Source organism: Pseudarthrobacter cellobiosi, assembly GCF_023913755.1.
Taxonomy (GTDB): domain Bacteria; phylum Actinomycetota; class Actinomycetes; order Actinomycetales; family Micrococcaceae; genus Arthrobacter; species Arthrobacter cellobiosi.
The window spans coordinates 19,963-37,762 of the sequence record NZ_JAMXBJ010000033.1 but is presented as its reverse complement, the minus strand read 5'-3'; the positions used below and the strand labels follow the sequence as shown (position 1 = coordinate 37,762).

At 66.9% G+C, this 17,800-nt stretch carries 22 protein-coding genes; 8 read left to right on the top strand and 14 right to left on the bottom strand.

The genetic code is table 11. The features are described 5' to 3' along the window. Positions 1–134: 134 nt before the first annotated feature. The 3 genes from NG696_RS04460 to NG696_RS04450 all read right to left on the bottom strand — a co-directional run bounded on the left by NG696_RS04460 (position 135) and on the right by NG696_RS04450 (position 1,821). Entirely contained in the window at positions 135–1,001 is an 867-nt protein-coding gene (locus NG696_RS04460) for a F510_1955 family glycosylhydrolase (RefSeq protein ID WP_252574409.1), read from the bottom strand. A gap of 356 nt (positions 1,002–1,357) precedes the next feature. Then, entirely contained in the window at positions 1,358–1,585 is a 228-nt protein-coding gene (locus NG696_RS04455; protein WP_252574283.1) for a hypothetical protein, read from the bottom strand. 2 nt (positions 1,586–1,587) lie between these two features. Beyond that, entirely contained in the window at positions 1,588–1,821 is a 234-nt protein-coding gene (locus NG696_RS04450; protein ID WP_252574281.1) for a hypothetical protein, read from the bottom strand. 468 nt (positions 1,822–2,289) lie between these two features. Here NG696_RS04450 and NG696_RS04445 point away from each other — a divergent pair, with 468 nt between their 5' ends. Next, the gene (locus NG696_RS04445) at positions 2,290–2,619 is read left to right on the top strand and encodes a zf-HC2 domain-containing protein (RefSeq protein WP_252574279.1); all 330 of its coding nucleotides are present in this window, start codon (positions 2,290–2,292) and stop codon (positions 2,617–2,619) included. A 23-nt stretch (positions 2,620–2,642) separates the two neighbouring features. On the opposite strand, the gene NG696_RS04440 is transcribed toward NG696_RS04445, so the two are convergent. The 3 genes from NG696_RS04440 to NG696_RS04430 all read right to left on the bottom strand — a co-directional run bounded on the left by NG696_RS04440 (position 2,643) and on the right by NG696_RS04430 (position 5,561). Beyond that, positions 2,643–4,910 carry a heavy metal translocating P-type ATPase gene (locus NG696_RS04440; RefSeq protein WP_252574277.1) on the bottom strand — a complete coding sequence of 756 codons (2,268 nt, stop codon included), beginning with the start codon at positions 4,908–4,910 and terminating at the stop codon, positions 2,643–2,645. A gap of 11 nt (positions 4,911–4,921) precedes the next feature. Beyond that, positions 4,922–5,152 carry a heavy-metal-associated domain-containing protein gene (locus NG696_RS04435; protein WP_252574275.1) on the bottom strand — a complete coding sequence of 77 codons (231 nt, stop codon included), beginning with the start codon at positions 5,150–5,152 and terminating at the stop codon, positions 4,922–4,924. Positions 5,153–5,219: 67 nt separating this feature from the next. Beyond that, on the bottom strand, positions 5,220–5,561 hold the full coding sequence (locus tag NG696_RS04430; RefSeq protein WP_252574272.1) for a metal-sensitive transcriptional regulator: 342 nt from the start codon (positions 5,559–5,561) through the stop codon (positions 5,220–5,222). Between the two features lie 363 nt (positions 5,562–5,924). Between NG696_RS04430 and NG696_RS04425 the strand changes: the two genes are divergently transcribed. Continuing rightward, on the top strand, positions 5,925–6,518 hold the full coding sequence (locus NG696_RS04425; protein WP_252574270.1) for a TlpA family protein disulfide reductase: 594 nt from the start codon (positions 5,925–5,927) through the stop codon (positions 6,516–6,518). A gap of 97 nt (positions 6,519–6,615) precedes the next feature. Here NG696_RS04425 and NG696_RS04420 read toward each other — a convergent pair whose 3' ends face one another. Continuing rightward, positions 6,616–8,532, bottom strand: coding sequence for a bifunctional copper resistance protein CopD/cytochrome c oxidase assembly protein (locus NG696_RS04420; RefSeq protein WP_252574267.1), 1,917 nt, complete (start codon positions 8,530–8,532; stop codon positions 6,616–6,618). Then, positions 8,529–9,185 (bottom strand): copper resistance CopC family protein, encoded by a 657-nt coding sequence (locus NG696_RS04415; RefSeq protein ID WP_252574265.1) that lies wholly within the window; start codon positions 9,183–9,185, stop codon positions 8,529–8,531. The genes NG696_RS04420 and NG696_RS04415 overlap by 4 nt, the downstream gene beginning before the upstream one ends. 166 nt (positions 9,186–9,351) lie before the next feature. On the opposite strand from NG696_RS04415, the gene NG696_RS04410 reads away from it, so the two are divergent. The 6 genes from NG696_RS04410 to NG696_RS04385 all read left to right on the top strand — a co-directional run bounded on the left by NG696_RS04410 (position 9,352) and on the right by NG696_RS04385 (position 13,518). Then, complete coding sequence (locus NG696_RS04410; protein WP_252574262.1) at positions 9,352–10,347, top strand: cytochrome c biogenesis CcdA family protein; 996 nt, start codon at positions 9,352–9,354, stop codon at positions 10,345–10,347. After that, positions 10,347–11,024: a peroxiredoxin family protein gene (locus NG696_RS04405; RefSeq protein WP_252574259.1), complete on the top strand. Its 678-nt coding sequence runs from the start codon at positions 10,347–10,349 to the stop codon at positions 11,022–11,024. The genes NG696_RS04410 and NG696_RS04405 overlap by 1 nt, the downstream gene beginning before the upstream one ends. Then, positions 11,021–11,326 (top strand): glutaredoxin family protein, encoded by a 306-nt coding sequence (locus NG696_RS04400; RefSeq protein ID WP_252574255.1) that lies wholly within the window; start codon positions 11,021–11,023, stop codon positions 11,324–11,326. The genes NG696_RS04405 and NG696_RS04400 overlap by 4 nt, the downstream gene beginning before the upstream one ends. A 102-nt stretch (positions 11,327–11,428) precedes the next feature. Continuing rightward, positions 11,429–12,067, top strand: coding sequence for a thioredoxin-like domain-containing protein (locus tag NG696_RS04395; protein WP_252574252.1), 639 nt, complete (start codon positions 11,429–11,431; stop codon positions 12,065–12,067). A gap of 105 nt (positions 12,068–12,172) precedes the next feature. Beyond that, positions 12,173–12,553 carry a BlaI/MecI/CopY family transcriptional regulator gene (locus tag NG696_RS04390; protein ID WP_252574250.1) on the top strand — a complete coding sequence of 127 codons (381 nt, stop codon included), beginning with the start codon at positions 12,173–12,175 and terminating at the stop codon, positions 12,551–12,553. Further along, positions 12,550–13,518, top strand: a complete 969-nt coding sequence (locus NG696_RS04385) for a M56 family metallopeptidase (protein ID WP_252574247.1) — start codon at positions 12,550–12,552, stop codon at positions 13,516–13,518. The genes NG696_RS04390 and NG696_RS04385 overlap by 4 nt, the downstream gene beginning before the upstream one ends. A gap of 86 nt (positions 13,519–13,604) precedes the next feature. Here NG696_RS04385 and NG696_RS04380 read toward each other — a convergent pair whose 3' ends face one another. The 6 genes from NG696_RS04380 to NG696_RS04355 form a co-directional block, all read right to left on the bottom strand. Then, positions 13,605–14,954, bottom strand: a complete 1,350-nt coding sequence (locus tag NG696_RS04380; RefSeq protein WP_252574245.1) for a prolipoprotein diacylglyceryl transferase — start codon at positions 14,952–14,954, stop codon at positions 13,605–13,607. Positions 14,955–15,167: 213 nt separating this feature from the next. Beyond that, on the bottom strand, positions 15,168–15,620 hold the full coding sequence (locus tag NG696_RS04375) for a hypothetical protein (protein ID WP_252574242.1): 453 nt from the start codon (positions 15,618–15,620) through the stop codon (positions 15,168–15,170). 195 nt (positions 15,621–15,815) lie between these two features. Continuing rightward, positions 15,816–16,037, bottom strand: coding sequence for a hypothetical protein (locus NG696_RS04370; protein ID WP_252574240.1), 222 nt, complete (start codon positions 16,035–16,037; stop codon positions 15,816–15,818). Then, positions 16,034–16,288 (bottom strand): hypothetical protein, encoded by a 255-nt coding sequence (locus NG696_RS04365; protein ID WP_252574238.1) that lies wholly within the window; start codon positions 16,286–16,288, stop codon positions 16,034–16,036. Before NG696_RS04365 ends, NG696_RS04370 begins: the two co-directional genes overlap by 4 nt. Before the next feature lie 146 nt (positions 16,289–16,434). Next, entirely contained in the window at positions 16,435–16,716 is a 282-nt protein-coding gene (locus NG696_RS04360) for an SHOCT domain-containing protein (RefSeq protein ID WP_252574236.1), read from the bottom strand. A gap of 184 nt (positions 16,717–16,900) precedes the next feature. Beyond that, positions 16,901–17,650: a cytochrome c biogenesis CcdA family protein gene (locus NG696_RS04355; RefSeq protein WP_252574234.1), complete on the bottom strand. Its 750-nt coding sequence runs from the start codon at positions 17,648–17,650 to the stop codon at positions 16,901–16,903. Positions 17,651–17,800 lie beyond the last annotated feature (150 nt).

Sequence of the window (17,800 nt, the reverse complement as noted above, 5' to 3'; positions counted from 1 at the left end):
CAGATCCGTGACCGGGTGCCCGACGGTTTCCATCGCCCATTTTGGGGCGGATCCTGATGGGTCCAGCGTAAGTCAGATCAGGACGGCCTGGCCGTGACCGTGACTGGCAAGGCGGATGGCCGGGAGCGGGTGGGTTATTTTGGATCGGAGTCCCGGAATGTCTCGCCGCCGTCGGTTGATGTCAGGATCCCGTCGGCGGTGGCGGCCCAGATCCGGAGTTTTCCGTCGGAGTCTTTCGCCGCGGTAATGGCCTGGACTTCGCCGGTGATCCGGCCTTTTGGCGTCCAGGTTGCTCCGCCGTCGGCGGAGTGGTGGACCGCACCGTCGGGTTGGACCCCGACGGCCTCTGTGGGGGTGGCGAAGGCGGCGAACTGGATTACGGGTGCGGAAGGGTCGAGCGTCCAGGTGGCACCGCCGTCGGTTGCCCGCCGCAGTCCGTCAGGGGTGGTGGCCAAAACGGTGTCGCTGGTGGGGTTTCCGGCCAGAACGGCCGGGCTAAAGTCGGCGGCCACTGTCGTCCAGGTTTTGCCGTCCGGGCTCGTGCGCAGGGTCCCGTCGAAGGCCACGATCCCGGACTTGCTGACGGTCAGGGCGTGGAAGTCCGATTCGCCTTGCCGGGAGAGCTGTTCCCATGTTTTGCCGCCGTCGGTGGATCTGACCAGACCGAGCGGGTTGGGAAGGTTGGAGCCTTTCCCGGGGTGGCCGGATGCATAGTAAACGCCCTGGTCCTTGCCTGAGGTGAAGCCCATCAGGTCATTGGTGGCCCCGATTTTGACGGCGGGTTCCTTCGTGACGTCGAACAGGCCGTCGTGGGTAGCCAGGAGTACCTGGTCCGTTTCGCCGTTGACGGTGAGGCCGTGGATGTGGGCGCTGGGAAGGCCGCTGGCGGCGCTGCTGGTCTGGGTCGGCTCGGTCGGGCCGGAGGCGGGAAGGCAAGCCGACAGCGCGAGTACCAGAATGGTGCCGGCGGTGACGAATGCTGCCGACCGGATACGGAACATGGACGGGAAGGTCACGGGTAACTCCAGGGATCGATGTGAGACAGGGGGCAAGAATACCCTTGTGGCCGTGACTGTCGGCCCACGATGCAGGGGAAAGGAGCGATACGAAGCCGGTAAACATCGCCAGCGAGATCGCAACCAGCAGGATGCAAGATTGCTGGTATCTGCGAAGAAGCCGCCAATCGTCCTACTTTTCCGCGCCTTGGTCCCGGACCCCCGAAGAACCGAAAGATCAACCGAATCTTCCATGAGTAGACTATTTTCTTAGCGGCTACAAATGTTGATGCAGGAAAGGCCTGTGGCTCGGAATCCCAACGATTCCGGGCCACAGGCCCCGTGTAACTGTGGTCTAGGCGTCAAATGACGTATTCATCACTTGGATCGACGGCATCACGAGTGGTGGCGTCGTCCTGCTGTTGGGGGGTGCGGCTGCGTTCGGTCTCTGAGCGAAGGTGCTGGGCCTCGCCCGGGGCGGCGGAGTCGTCCGGCGAAGCACCCCTTTCGCCTCTCATCATGAACGACATCAGCAGCCCGATGGCCACAGGGCCAGCCAGCAGCGGTACTGCATACAACGCCTTAGTCATCGTCAGTTTCGTCCAGTGGTGTCGGTGGGGGCCATCATAAGTTCGTGCATGCGCGCCATGCCGGGGTTGCCCTCGGTCATAAGTTCGTGCATGCGCGCCATGCCGGGGTTGCCCTCTTCGGAAGCCACTGCTGCTGGACGCGGGGTTGCGGCCGCAACCGCCGGTACTGCTATGACGGCCCCTGCAGCCAATGCAGCTGCCGTTGCGGCCACCACTACGGAAGTACGTATGAACATCATGCATCCCTTCGATTTACTACCTGACATAGTAGCCTAGTTACTAAATGACATAGTAGCCAAGCGGCGGATGACTTTTCAAATGATCCCGGGCGGCCCACTTCATTACGCCACGGCGATCCCGAGGGCGGGCGTGGATTCGTCCATCCGTTGCCTGCGACCGTATCAACGGCGTGAACGGGATGGGAGGGCCGCTGTTATGAGCCGAGGTGAACCAATGACTGTCCGGCGTCGTCTTAGGTTCAGGGGTGATCATTCGTAGTTAGCAGGCTGGGCTGCTGCTTTCGCTTCGCGAGGCGTATGCGCCGGCGTCATGGCGGTTCGTCATGGGGATTTAGCGGCGACCTCGGACTCTTGGTTGGTCTGGCCTTGCCCTCGGAAATCCGGGGATTGGTTGTGGAGGCGGCCGTGACGTCGGGAAGGCGTCATGTGCTGCGTCGTTGTAGTTGTAGTAGTGAGGTTGACTCTGTGAACCCGAACGTGACAGATAAGTACCGCCAGTGGGCCCCCGTCTATGTTCTTGGGTCCTTGATTCCCTCCGAGCGACGTGAATATGAGCTGCACCTGGCCGGGTGCAGTAATTGCGCGGCGGCCGTGACCGAAATCGCCTGGCTGCCCGACCTGCTGGCCGTCCTGACGCCGAAGGAGGCACAAGCTGTAGGGGCGATCGGCAACGTCAACACGCCGCCGGAATCACTGAGCGGGCCGGAGGCGAAGGTCCTACGGTGGCAGCGGGCGCGTCTGGCCTTTGCCGGTCTTGTGATGGGCGTCCGTGGGGCTCACTGTGGCGGTCATTGATCCGGCGGCGCCGACCCTGCGTCCTACTTGCGGAATCTCCTCAGGCGGAGTGAGTTACCGACGACCAGTACGGAGCTGAAGGCCATGGCGGCTCCCGCGATGATCGGGTTGAGCAGGCCAAGGGCCGCGACGGGTATGCCGATGGCGTTGTAGAAGAACGCCCAGAACAGGTTGGCTTTGATGGTCGACAGCGTCTTCCGGGAAAGTTCGATGGCGGTGGCGACCTGGGCGAGCTCACTGCCCATGACGGTCAGGTCGGCGGCCTCGATGGCCACGTCCGTCCCGGAGCCCATCGCGATTCCGAGGTCGGCTTGGGCCAGGGCGGCGGCGTCGTTGACGCCGTCGCCGACCATCGCGACGATGGCGCCCGAGGCCTGCAGTTTCTTGACCGCGTCTACCTTGCCCTCCGGTAGGACATCCGCGAAGACGTCCTCGGCTGAGATTCCCACTGTGGCCGCGACCGTGGCTGCGACGGCGGCGTTGTCGCCGGTGAGCAGGATCGGCCGCAGCCCCAGCTCTTTGAGTTTGGCGATGGCGGCCGCTGACCCGTCTTTGACCGAGTCCTGCAGGTTGATGATGCATTCGACGTTGCCGTCCACGGCGACCCAGATGGCCGTAGCGCCGGTGGCCTGTTCCTCCCGCAACCGGGCCCTGTGCGCGGCGCTGGGGAAGATGCCATTCTCCTCAAGCCAGCGGGCCTTGCCGGCTACCACGAGGGTGCCGTTGACGCTGCCACGCACGCCGCCGCCGGCCGCGCTCCGGAAGGCGTTCACGGGGGAGAGTGGAGCACGTGCCGCGGCAGCGGCTGCGATGGCGCGGGCGATGGGATGTTCGCTGGCCGCTTCGACCGATCCAGCCAGGTGCAGACCCTCCTCTTCCCCCAGGGAGCCCAGGGTTATGATCCTGCCCACGGCGAGCTTGCCGGTCGTCACCGTGCCGGTCTTGTCGAGCAGGACGGTGTTCACGGTGCGGGTGTCCTCGAGGATCTGCGGGCCTTTGATCAGGATGCCCAGCTGTGCTGCCCGGCCCGATCCTGTGAGCATGGCTGTGGGTGTGGCCAGTCCCAGGGCGCAGGGGCAGGCGATGATGAGGACAGTGACGGCAGCGACGAATCCGCCCCGGACATCGCCCGCTACCGCAGCCCAGAGGATGAAGGAGAGTACGGCGATTCCCAGGACGATCGGCACGAACACGGAACTGATCCGGTCCGCCAGGCGGGCGATGCGCGCCTTGCCGCTCTGGGCCTGGCTGACCAGCCGTCCCATCTGGGCCAGGGTGGTTTCGCTGCCGACCCTGGTGGCGCGGACCAGTAGTCGGCCGTCGGTATTGATGGTGGCACCGGTGACGGCGTCGCCGGGCACAACCTCGATGGGAAGCGATTCGCCGGTGATGAGAGAGGCGTCGACTGCGCCGTGGCCCTCCGTGACGACACCATCCGTGGCGATCTTTTCGCCCGGCCGCACGATGAATATGTCGCCGTGCACGAGGTCTTCAATCGGAAGCTTGACTTCAGCCCCGTCGCGGATCACGGTGGCGTCCTTGGCGCCGAGGCCCAGGAGCGCCTTGAGGGCGTCGCCGGCCTTCTCCTTGGCACGACGCTCCAGATAGCGGCCCAGTAACAGGAATGTGGCCACGATAGCGGTCACCTCGTAGTACAGCGGCACCTCGCCCGCATGCTCCGGGTCGGCAGTCAGTTCCGGATTGCTTACCAGCGTGTAGGTGGAGAACAGGAACGCTGCGGTTATGCCGATCGACACGAGGGTGTCCATGGTGGATGCCAGGTGGCGGGCGTTGATCGCCGCCGCGCGGTGGAACGGCCAGGCCGACCATGCCCACACGGGCAGCGTCAGCGCGCCGATGACCCACCCCCAGTTCGGGAAATGCAAGGGCGGGACCATGGCGATGAGCACGACCGGGATGGTCAGGACGATGGCCACTATCAGGCGGAGCAACAACGTGTCTGGCTTGCGGCCGCGGCGGATTTGTCCGTGGTCGTCGGCCGGTCGCCCTTCCTGCGGGGTATCGGGGATGGGCACCGCAATGATGCCGTGCGTCTTCAGCCGGGCGGTGTAGCCGGTCGCGTTGACCGTGTCGATGATCTGCTGGTCGGTGATGCCTGAGGGAACGGTGACGGCGGCTGATTCGAGGGGGAGGTTTACGCTCGCGTTAACGCCGTCGAGCCGGCCGAGTTTACGCTCGATGCGTCCGACGCAGGAGGCGCAGGTCATGCCTTCGATGTCGAGTTCAATCACCCGGGTTACGGGCTGCTGGAGGATGTCCTGGTTAGTCATGGTGATCCCGCTCAGGCCTGGTTGGATACAACCAGGTAGCCGGCTTCGGCCACGGCTTCGCCGACTTCCGACGGAGACAACTCCTGCGTTGAGGTGATGGTGACGGAGGAGACGCCACCGGCGTTGAGGTCGACGTCGATGGTTTCGACGCCGGCCAGCGACTCCAGTTCCTCGCTGACAGAGGAGACGCAGTGGCCGCAGGTCATGCCGGACACGTTGACGGTCGTGGAGATGGTACTCATGGCTGGCTCCTTGTTGATGGACTGATTGGGGTTGGTCAGCTGGATGGTGTGGTGAGTGGTGTTGCCGCTACCGCAGCAGGCGCCCGATGGCATCGGTGGCTTCCTTTACCTTGAAGTCGATTTGTTCGGCACGCAGGGCGTCGTCCGGCTCCGAGGCGGCGCCGACCACGCAGTGGCCGATGTGTTCCTCGACGAGTCCCAGGCTGACGGCGTGCAGAGCCTTGGTGACGGCGGCTACCTGGGTGAGGATGTCGATGCAGTATTTGTCATCCTCAACCATCCGGGCGATGCCGCGGACCTGACCCTCGATCCGTTTGAGCCTGAGCAGGTAGGCAGTCTTGTGGGGCGCATACCCCCATGTCGGTGGGTGTGGATCACCGGCCGGAGGTGCGGAATTCTGCTCGCTCATGATGCCTCCTTGATGTGGAATAACTCCAGTTTATACCCCCATGGGGTATCTAATCAAGTACCCCCCCAGGGTATTTTCGGAAGCTCGGGTCGGCGGGATCGCCTCGCAGGGGCTTCCACCCGATAGGCCCCTGATTACTGAAAGACGACACTGCCGGACATGTACTACTATATGGCTTAGTAGACGGGCAGTGACTGCCGCCCCGGCAACCACGCATGAGGGGCAGGCTGATGAAGGTGCCGGGTGCGGCTTGCCCCGGCCATGAGTGTGAACGCGAGGGTGCAAACGACAATGATGAGTTCCTTTCCCGGAAGTACGCCGCCGACGAAACGGCCGCGCCCTCACGGCCCTTCCGGGGAGCCCGTGCGGGCCCGGGCGATCCGCACGGCCACCGCAGCGCTCCTGATCGTCGTCGTGCTCAGTGCCTGCGGGGCCAAGGATCCGCTCGCCCAGCAGGCCGCGGCGGGGGACAACAAGAACTATGTGGCCGGCGACGGGTCGGTGACCGAGTACGCCGCCGCGCTCCGGGGAGCACCCATTGAGCTGGATGCCCCGATGATGGACGGAACACGGCTTACCTCCGCGGACCTCAGGGGCCATGTGGCGGTGCTCAACTTCTGGTATGCCGCCTGCGCACCGTGCCGGCTCGAGGCTCCCACTCTGGAATCCCTGCACAATGAGTTCGCCCCGAAGGGTGTGCTTTTCAACGGGGTCAACATCCGCGACGAGGCTCCGACCGGGGAGGCGTTCGAGCGGTCCTTCGGCATCACTTATCCAAGCCTGCTGGATAAGTCCGGCACGGTGCTGCTGGCGATGAGCCGGTACGTGCCGCCCCAGGCCGTTCCGACAACGCTGGTGATCGACAAACAGGGGCGCGTGGCCGCCAGGATCCTCGGCGTTGCCGATAAGAGCACCCTTAAAACCCTGCTGGCCGATGCCGTCGCGGAACCCTCCTGACAGCCAGTTAGGCCCGGGATGGCCAGGTCAGGGTTATCGTCCGCGACACCGGGTTTAAGCGGCGGCCAGACACGGAATACCCGGCGCCGCCGGCTTCTCAGGCCGGGTGGTCAGCTTTTGCCCGGGCGGCGGGACGGGCGGGCGCGGTCTGCGGACCGGAATCGGGCCCCAGGACAGCAACGCCGAGTGCCAGCAGCGGAAGCAGTGCGGAGCCCCACAGTACTTCGCCCGCGGTGCGCTGCTGTGCCGTGGGAGAGAAGCTCCACAGTGACTGGATGTAGACATACCAGTCGCCGGCCTGCATGGCGCCGGCCATCACGGCAATACCGGAGCCTGCATGCACGGCCGCGGCAGCGGCCAGGGCCCACGGTACGATCCGGCGTGCAGTGCTTTTCCGCTGGGCCGCCGACTGGAGCAGGGCGGCCGCCAGATTGAGGCCCACGCACAGGGCAACGGCCATGGCCGCGAGCCTGAACGGGTTGTTGCTCAGGGACAGCTGCAGCACGGGCGTGAAATAGTACCCGGTGACAAACGCCGCATACAGGGCCACGGCCGGGACGGGCCGGCAGATCCAGCGCACGGCACCGGACCGCAGGAAGACGGCCGCCCATTCCCGCAGGCCCCGGCTTCCGTCCGAGCGCCGCGGGAGCGTGCCGCCGGCGAGGATTCCGGGCCCACCGAGCAGGAGCAGGACGGGGACCGTCAGGCCGATGATCATTTCTCCGAGCACGTGCATCCCCGGCAGCAGCCGGCCGTAGGCGGCCGGCGCGCCGCTGGTGGCCCAGGCCAGGAACGCGCAGCCCAGCAGCCAGGAGAGCGTGCGGAGGTGCGGCCACGGCCCGGTACTGCGGCTCCACCGGATGACGGCGGCGAGGTATCCGCCGGCCAGCAGCACCGCTGCCGGCAACCAGACCACGTCGGGGTGCCACTGGGTAAACCACTGGGCCGGGCCCAGTCCGGGCGGCAGCGCAGAGCCCAGCAGGGATTCGGCAGTGCTCCGCACCGGGCTCGTCGCAAAGGGTGAAGTGCGGCCCAGGGCGACCGCCAGACCCACGGTGGCCGCCATCAGGACGAGCTCGACACCGGCCACGCGGGCGAAGACAGCCTTGTTGTGCGGATCGCGCTCCAGGGCCGGGATAGCGCGGGCCCGGTGCAGCCATCCGGCGGCCCCGAGCAGGAGCAGGGCCGCGGACTTGAGCAGCAGGAGTACCCCGTACGCGCTGCCCAGAGCGGCCGGGCCGTCCAGTCGCAGCAGCGCGCTTGCGGTGCCCGAGACCAGCACCAGGATGAAGCACCATCCGGCCAGCCGGGAGTAGCGGCGGACCGCCACCGCCAGGTCCCCGTTCAGATGACGGCGCAGGAAGTACATGGCCGCCAGGCCGCCGACCCAGACCGTCGCGCCGATCAGATGAAGGGCCAGCAGATTGACGGCGTCCTCGTGGTTGGAGGCACCGTGGGCGGTCACGGTCAGGGGCAGCAGTGCGGCCAGGGCCAGCACGGTACACACCCCGGCCGTCGTGGTGCGGGTGGCCAGCCAGGCCCCCGTGGCAGCGGCCGCGGCCAGCAGGACATTGACGGCCAGGGACCGGCCGAGCGCCAGATCGAGGACGAAGGACATGACCGCATCAGCCGAGGCCCCGGGGCCAAGCGGGTCCGTGCCGGCAACATCGGCGTAGGAGAGGGTCAGCACGACCGTGCCAGCCACCGTCCACACGCTGCCGGCAATCGCGGCCAGGAGCATGGCCCGGGCCCCGGCACGGCCGAGGCTTCCGGGCGTGCCGGGGTCCTGCGGCAGCACGGTCGCGGCGACGGCGAGAAATCCTATCGTCACGGTCGCCGCCGCATCGTGGACGGCGCGGGCAGCCGGCAGGACCCAGCGGGTCAGGGTCCCGGCGTCGGGAAGGCCGGGCAGAGGCTCCCTCATGGCACCAGCCAGGCTCAGGGCGACAAGGGCTGTGACGGGAACGAGCAGGAGCAGGGCAACGGGCAGGACCGTTCGGGCAAGGGGTTTCACCGGTGTCCGGACCTCCGCGCATGGCGCGCCAGCAGCCACAGCACGGAGGCCAGGACCAGCGTCCCCGCGGACAGCAGACCAACCGTCGGCCACGGGAACGGTTCGGCCGCGTCCGCCGCGGCCTGCTGCCGGGCATCACCTGCCCGGGGCTGGGCGTCGGGCCCCTGTGTTGTGGCGCCCGATGCTGAGGTTCCCGCCGGGGTTGGGACCTTCGTTGCGGGGGACGCCCCAGGGGAGGAGGCAGTGACCCTGAAGGACAGGGTCCCCTCCACCGGGTGTCCGTCGCCGGCCACGGTACGGTAGGTGACTTTCCAGGACTCGGTACTCCCGGGCGGCTGGCGGCCGGCGATGGAGGCAGGGACCGGAACCACGACGGTCTGGTCCGCGATGTCCGTTGCGAGCGTGGCCGGTGCGGCTGATCCGACTGCCAGGGTCACTTTCGTGAACTGGACCTGGATATCGTCATCGAAGACCAGGCTCACCGAGTCCGGGGCGGCGGACAGCTGCGCGTCCTGGGCCGGGTCGCTGCTTTCCAGGTAGGCGTGCGCCGATGCCGGAACGGCCGGGATCACCGTGAGTACCAGCCCAAGCACAAGTGCGGACCAGAGCAGGGCCAGGAGGTGCGGTTGCCCGCGCCGTGTCGTGTATCGCATGCAGTCGTCTTTTCTGTCCGTCGTTCGTCCATCGCACCGGTGCTGTCCAATCCTTCCCGGGGGCAGGTCCCGAACACCACCTACTACTATAGTCCCTAGTAGATGTACTACTATTGCCGATAGTAGTTTGGTCAAGGTCTCGGTTGTCCCCATAGGAGCTGGTTTTATGGAGCAGGTTCTGCTCTCCACGACGATCCTGGCGTCGTTTCTTGGCGGCATGGTGGCTTTGATGGCCCCGTGCTGCGTCTCGGTCATGCTTCCGGCGTTCTTCGCCTCCAGCTTCCGGCGGCGCAGCCGGATCCTGGCCATGACGCTCGTCTTCGCGGCCGGGGTCGGAACCATTATCCTGCCCATTGCCCTGGGGGCCGCGGCCATCAGCCGGGTGCTTTTCGGCTACCACATCTGGATTTTCAGTATTGTCGGTCTGGCGATGGTTGCGGTCGGGGCTGCCACTCTGGGCGGCTGGAAGATGATGCTGCCGATGCCCTCCGGACGTGGCGGCGGCACGGGTATCGGATCCGTGTACGGGCTCGGGGTGTTCTCCGGTGCCGCAAGTGCCTGCTGCGCGCCGGTGCTTGCCGGTGTGGCGGCGCTCTCGGGTGCGGCGTCCTCTTTTCCGGCCGCACTGGCAGTCGGTGTCGCCTACGTTTTCGGGATGGTGGCCCCTCTGTGTGCCCTGGCTCTGGTGTGGGACAAGAAGGACTGGGGCGCGAGCCGGCTCCTCTCCGCCCGGACCGTCCCGCTGTGGCCCGGAGCGGCCCGGCGGGTGCCTCTGGTGACACTGCTCTCCGGCGCCCTGATGATCGGCATGGGACTGATCACCGTCATCATCGCCGTGCAGGGCCCGGCAATGGCCCCGGACGGGTGGCAGGTGGAGGTCACCGCCGCCCTGGGCCACGCCGCAACCGTCATCCAGGATTTCCTGGCCTTCGTTCCCGGCTGGATTTCCGCGACCGCGGTCTTCGCGGTCCTGGGGGTCCTGTTGTGGAAGGCTGTGCGTCGCAGGAAGCCAGCCTCCGCCAGGTCCGAAGGCGACGCCGCTCCGGCGGAATCCTGCGCAGCCTGCCCTCCTCAGACCGAAAGCATCGAAAGCATCGGCAGATCAGCACAGACATCATCCCCGGCGGGCGCAGTCCCCGGACACCTGAAGGAGACCCTCTAATGGCATCGACAAAAATCCAAAGGCAGCCCGCCAGGGGCCCGAAGAACAGTCCGAAGCGCCGGGGCCTGCTCTGGGCCGGCATTGCTGCGGCCGTCGTCGCGGTGCTGGTCGCAGTGATTCTTGCCATCATCAGCACCCAGCCCGCACCCCAGGCAGGGCCGGCACAGTCTTCTGCCGCAGGCTACGCAGTCGGCAGCCCCGCCCCGGGGGCGCAGGCCCCCGGCTTCTCCCTGCCCTCGGCCTCCGGCGGCACCGTCAACCTCAGTGACTACCGCGGCAAGACCGTCCTGCTGTACTTCCATGAAGGCCTCGGCTGCCAGCCGTGCTGGGACCAGATCAGGGATCTGGACGCGGCCGGACCCCAGCTGACGGCGGCCGGCATCGACCAGCTGTTGACCATCACCAGCGGACCGGTGAACCTCATCTCCCAGAAGATGGCCGACGACAAGCTCTCCGCCATCGCCCTGGTCGACACCAGGCTCGATGTTTCCCGCACCTACCAGGCCAACAAATACGGCATGATGGGTGACTCCCGCGACGGCCACAGCTTCATCCTCGTCGGCCCGGACGGAACCATCCAGTGGCGTGCCGACTACGGCGGAGCCCCGGACTACACCATGTACGTGCCGGTCACCAGGCTCCTGTCCGACCTGCAGGAAGGACGGACAGACAAATGACCGACGGGCACATGACAGACGTCACCATCCTGACCCAGGCCTCGTGCGCCTCCTGCGTGCAGGCCAAGGACGTGCTCTCCCGGCTGGAGCAGGAATACCCGCTCCAGATCCGGGAAATCAGCCTGGACACCGAGGAGGGGCGCGGCCTCGCAGCCGGAAGCGGGGTCGTCTTCGCTCCCGGCATCCTGATCGACGGCAGGCTGTTCAGCTACGGGAGGCTCTCGGAAAAGAAACTGCGCCGCCACCTAACCAACAGCAACCAGTTCGGCCGCAACCACCCCCGCGGCAGCGCCGACGCCTGATGATGCCAGACCGGGATTTCCGCCCGCAAAGTCCGGTCAGATCCTCTGAATTCGTGATCGGGTCTGCGGATTCATCAACAAGCACCAGGAAGGAGCGCCGGCATGGGACGTGCGCGTAATCAACAGGACACCGAACGAAAGGCTATCCTGGCTGCGGTGCGGGCCAAACAGCAACGCCAGGAGCGGCGCAAGGCGTTCCGGATCTACGGCACCGCAGCCGTTGTCCTTCTTGCCCTGGCCGGCACGGTAACCTCGGTCATCGTGGTGGACCAGCAGAACAAAGCCCAGACCAAGGCTGAGGCCTCCAAACCGATCGATGGTCTCCTGAGCGTCGATGGTCTCAGCCGCAACCACACCGCCAGCCAGACGCCCTACCCGCGGACTCCCCCCGTCGGCGGAGACCACGCACCCCAGTTCCTTAACTGCGGGACCTACACGTCCCCGGTCAATCCCTGGCAGGCGGTGCACTCCCTGGAACACGGCGCGGTCTGGGTCACCTACCGCCCCGACCTGCCTAAAGAGCAGATCGACGCACTGACGAAGCAGGCGGCAGCCAACCGGTACGAGCTGCTGAGCCCGTTCCCGGACCTTCCGTCACCGGTCGTGGCCAGCGCATGGGGCAAGCAGCTGCAAGTGGACAGTGCGGAGGACCCGCGCCTGCCGGTATTCCTGAAGGCACACCTTCAGGGCCCGCAGACGCCCGAACCCGGCGCACCGTGTTCCGGGGGCATCCAGGGCTGACCGCCCGCACGCCTGCGGAAACCCGGATAACGACCCGGTGGACTACTATGGGTGATAGTTGAATCCGTGCACCCGGAAGGGGGCAAACACAGGAAGGCGCGTCTGGTGGTACGTCAGCTTGGCGAACTGGAAAAGTTGGTCATGGACCGGATGTGGTCCTGGGACCACCCTGTTGCCGTGCGCGAGGTCCTGGAAGACCTGCAGCGCGACCGGGTCCTGGCCTACACGACAGTCATGACCGTCATGGACAACCTGCGCCGCAAAGGTGTGCTGACACGGCAAAAGGCCGGGCGGGCCTTCGTCTACCGTCCCGCGCAGACCCGGGAACAGCACACGGCGGCCTTCATGGGCGAGGTCCTGGCCGGCAGCCCCGACCGGGAAGTGACCCTGCTCCACTTCCTTGAACAGATTCCCCCTGACGAAGTGGCGCGACTGCGCGAAGCACTGGGCGGGCACCTGCGGGACGGGACCGGGGCAGGCCAATGACGGCCCCGGTCGTGCTGATCGTTCTTGCCCTGGTGCTTGCCGTGCCGGCGCCGATGCTGCTGCGACGCAGTACCTGGCTGGAGCGGTCCCCGCGGATCGGCATTGCCGCGTGGCAGGCCCTGAGCGTCTCGCTGGTGTCCACTGTCGTGCTCGCCGGCCTGGCCCTGGCTGTTCCGGCGGTTCCCTGGACCACGGACCTGGCCCAACTGGTCCGGGCCTGCGCGATGGCCCTCCTCGAGCAGTATTCCACCCCGGGCGGCGCCGTCGTCAGTACCACCGGTGCCGTCGCGGCTCTCGCCGTGCTCGCCAGGGTCGGATACAGCATGGCCAAGGGCCTGACAAACGCAGCCCGCAACAGAGCGCGGCAGCTGCAGGCGCTGGCCATGATCGCCAGCCCGCACCACGACCTGGACGCGCTGGTCATCGAACACGCCGCCGCGGCCGCCTACTGCCTCCCCGGCCGGCACAGCCAGATCGTTCTGACCAGCGCCGCCCTGACGGCCCTGGACCGCAACCAGCTCGACGCCGTCCTCGCCCACGAACGCGCACACCTGCACGGACGCCACCACCTCATACTCGCAGCGGCCGACGCTCTGCTGCACGCCTTCCCCGGGATCCCGGCCTTCAGAGAAGCCCGCACTGCCCTCGGGCGGCTCGTGGAAATGCTCGCCGACGACGACGCCGCCCGGTGCAGTGACCGCCTGACGGTCGCCACAGCCCTGGTGCGCCTGGCCGAGCACGGCGTGACCCCTGCAGCGGCCCTCGGCGCCGGCGGCGAGTCGGCGCTGATCCGGGTCCGGCGCCTCGTCGCCCCGGCCCGGCCCCTGGGCACAGGCCGTACCGTTGTGGCAACGCTGGCAACCGGTGCCCTGCTGGCCCTGCCGATGTTCTTCGCGATCGTTCCCGCAGCCGCGGCAGGGACCATGCCGCCATGCCCCGTGGATGGCATCTCGACGACCGCATAACGTGCCCATCCTGGTTGATCAGACTCCGCCCGGACGCCGAACCCGGGCTCCCCGCGCAGGGGTGCCCGGGCTCCGGTTCCCGATGATCAGGACATGACAGCCAGCACAATGTCGGCGCCCAGGATGACCGTGCACACCACGATGGTCAGGATCCGTCCCTTCCGGGTGCGGGGGTCCACCCGCAGCGGGAAGAGCAACTGCCGGCCCAGGGTGTAGACCATGACGGATCCGACGAAGACCAGGCCCGGAATACGCGGCGGGGCCGCCAGCATGAACGGCAGCGTCCCCAGCCCGATCAGCAGGGACAGGAAGGCCTCGTAGAGCTGGACGGGATGCCTGCGGCGCGCTGTGCGCCGGTCCGAAGACCACAGGCCCCACCGTGAAGCCGTGGGGCGCCCGTAACAGCACCCGGTGAAGAAGCAGCCCGGCCGGCCGACCGCCATGCCGAAGAAGAGTCCGGCCGCCGTTGCGTCCAGGATCCTGCCCACCGGCCAGCCAAAGACCAGGGCCCCGATGATGATCGTGGCCAGTGCGCCGGCCAGGAAGCCCTGGATGCACGCACCGGTCTTGAGGAAGCTGCTCAGTGGCTGGCGGTTCAGGGCAAGCGACCAGAGACGGGCGCCGACCCCTCCCACCGCGTTCGCCAGGACAGTCAGCCACACCGGGCCCGCCGGATCGATGCCCTGCGCTGTCAGGAACATGGCCTGGAGGACAACGGCCAGGACGGCGCCCAGGGCCACCAGCAATGGCCAAGAGGAGAGGTGGACACCGGGTCCTTGGGCGAGGGCGTCGAATCGGGTGTGCACGGTGGTGCGCTCCGGTCTCTGTCCCGGAAGGGCTGCGGCGGTGCGCTGAGCATCCCGGGCCGCCCGCGCAACGGGCGTCGCCTTGACATCCCAGGCACCGCCGGTAATGCCGGACACCCGCGATGTGACGGCGATCCGTCCGATGCCGGGCGTGACCGAGTCAACGTCTTCATAGTGCTCGAACCGTTCGGCCGCCTGACCGGTTTTCCGGTCTGCTTTGGTTCCGGTAAACCTCACCGACAGTTCGCCGGGCCCCTCCCACTCGTCGGTGTCGATCCAGTACGTGGCCGCCAGCCCCTGCGGCTCCAGATCGTCGAAGAACCCGTGGCGGTGACCCGCATCCGCCGGGGGCCCCGGGGCGGGTGGAACCGTCTGCGCCATGACAGGCGGAAGCGCCGCGGCACGGACAGGTGCGGACCGGGCCGGGGCCGGCACGGTTTTGACGAACGGCACTGGTGCCCGGTCGCCCGGTTGTACATCCGCCCGGGGGCGGCCATTGTGTACCGTAGCCTGCCGGGATTCCAGGGCGCCAAGGATCCCGTTCCAGCCGGGATATCCGATCTCGTGACGGACGTCCCGGACGGGGATGGAGGGTCTTTTTGCTGCCGGCTTGCGCCGTTTCTTGGTCATGGTGAACATGCCCTTCAGGGATGGCCCGGTGATATTGCCGTGAAGGCTCCCGGGAATGGCGGAGGGGGTTGCCGATCGGGCAACGTCGTAAATGGGGTAGCCGAGACTGATGGCCGGTGCTCGCGGGCCGGAACGGGTGCGGCTGAACCAGCGGACGGATAGTCGGCTGGCAGCGGAGTCCGGGGCGGTCGACGCCGAACTAAAGGGGGTCTTTTACGTCCGGCTGATGGACAGCAGGGCCAGGGACGGGGTGACTGCGGGGCGTGTCCGGATGAATTCCGGTATTCCCGGCAGTACGTTCAGAACGGGCCGTTGCAAAGAGATGGGTGGTGCGTCAGAGGGCTGGCCGGGTTGGTTCTGGTCCCGGGTGCCTGCCTGGACGGCGGTGTCGCCGGTGCATGATGCGGGGGCAGCGGCCGCCCGGTCGTGGCCCGAGGTGGCGCAGGGCTCCTCCGAGGGAGCCGGCACTGACGCTGCGGTCTGCACATTGGAGGATGCCGGAAGGCCGGCCGCCGCGGACAGCACCGGGCGGGATGGCAGACCACTGGGAGCGCACAGGGCAGAGACTGCCAGGACGATCAGGATCAGCAGGGCAGAGGCCGGAGGGAGGACCCTCTTTGCGGCCCGCCGGATCCTGGGCTGGTCTGACGGGCGGGCGGGCATCACGGCCGTTGCGCTGCGTCCGGAAACGGACCGCACCGAGTTGTGTCGGAACCGTCCGCCGGCGGGACGGCACAGGAGGGTTGGGCCCCAGGCGCTAGGCCATGGCGGCCCCGCGGCTCACAGACGGGCATGCGGAGTCCTTTTCGGCTGTAACGGCCGTGGCGGGTCAGGCTCAGGGGAGCCGGGGACGGTTCGTGGCTACTCGGAGCCCGGGCGGGCTGACTGCGTGCGCAGGGCCGCGATCTCGGATTTCAGGCGTGCGGCTTCTGCCCCGGACTCCAGGTCCTTGGACGCGGCGCCGGCACAGGAGGCATCCTGCCCCATCGCACAGTTGCCTTTGCGCATGGGGCGGACACAGAAGAAGTACGTTGACCCGAGGGCGAGCAGCAACACAATAAGGGCAAAAAGGGTCCCGTTCATCGGGGTCCCTTTTCGGCGGCGCCGCCGTCATGGGCGAGGCCCCGTCCGGCGCGCAACCTGTCAAGGTCGGCGCGCAGCTGCGCCAGCTCTGCTGCGGAGGCCTCCGCCGGAGGGGCGTCGCTGGTCGGTTTTTTGTTCGACCGCATCATCAGCCACATCATCACGCCCATGCCCACCGGGCAGGCCAGAACCGCCAGGCCGTAGAAGATCTGTTCCATCGTTGCACTCCTCATGTCTGTTGAATCGGTCAAGATACTCAGTGTGCCCGGCCGGAACCTGCACAGACAGGAGGGCAATCACACCAAGTATCTACTATGAACCATAGTAGATGATCTGGGCTGTGACGTCGAGGGAGCCGTGTCCGGCGGCGGGTTCCGGGATCTGCGCGGCATGGGTCTTATTGCCCTTCCAGGGCCGCGAGGCGGCGCCTGAACTCCTCGTCATCAATATCGCCCGATGCGAAGCGCCGGCGCAGGATCTCACCGGCTTCCTGCCCCCCGCGTACTGCCCCGCCCGGCGCGGAGGGGCCCCGCCTGATGAGCCAGACCGCGAACAGGGTCACCGCCGCGATGGCAGCCACCACAAATATCAGCATCAGGAGGCCCCAGAGGGGCGACCCGCCGCCCATCATTCCGTATCCGTTCCAGCCGCCCATCATTCCGTCCCCGTAACCCATCATCCCGATCACACTTTCTCTCGTGCTGTAGTTGGTTCGAATCCAGATACTACTATTCATCATAGTAGTTGAGAATGCCCGGAAGAGGTCCGCATGGCGGTTAGAAACGACCGGTGCCTGGCCGGAGTCGCCCCGGGGCGGGGTCGCGTCATGCGGGCCTGGCGCCGTGCCGGAGCGGCTGGTCTGCTCAGACCGGCGTCGCGAAGGTGCCGATCAGGTTCTGCAGCTGGTAGATCCACTGGGTCCAGACACCTGAGACCATGAGCAGGCCCAGGACCGCCAGGATGGCGCCTCCTGCGATGTTGAATGTGCGGATGTGGCGCCTGATCAACGAGACCGCACCGCTGACCCAGTTGACGCCCAACGCGACGAGGAGGAATGGGATGCCGAGCCCGATGCAGTAGGCGAAAGCGAGCAGGGCGCCGCGCCAGGCCGAACCGCTGGCGGTGCTCAGGGCCAGGACCGCGCTGAGGGTGGGGCCGATGCACGGTGTCCAGCCCAGGCCGAAGACAATGCCCAGGAAGGGCGCGCCGGCGATCCCCGATGACGGCTTCCACGGCAATTTGATGGTCCGCTGCAGGAAAGGGAAACGTCCGATGAGCACAAAGCCCATCAGGATGACCACCAGGCCGAGAGCCCGGATCAGAAGGTCCTGCCACCGGACCAGCCACCCGCCGACCGCCCCGAAGGCTGCGCCGTAAAGGACAAAAACAGCCGCGAACCCGAGAACGAAGAGACCGACCCCCATGACGATCCGGCGCTTTGCGCGGGTCTGATCCGTACCGGCCAGGCCCGAAACATAGCCAAGATAGCCCGGCACCAGAGGCAGCACACAGGGGGAGATAAAGGAAATGATTCCCGCGATGAGCGCCAGCGGCACCGCGAGCAGGAGCGCACCGGAAAACGCTGTCTCCGCGAAGAATCCACCGACGGTCATTGCGCTCCTGCAGATCCGTGGGGCCGACATCGGCCCGCATTGCTACTATCGGATATAGTACTTGACTGTTGCGGCGGATTTGTCCGGGTCTCCACAGCAGCCGGCGCCGGTTGTCGCATACTGTCGTGTTCTCTGCCGGGGCACCGCGCC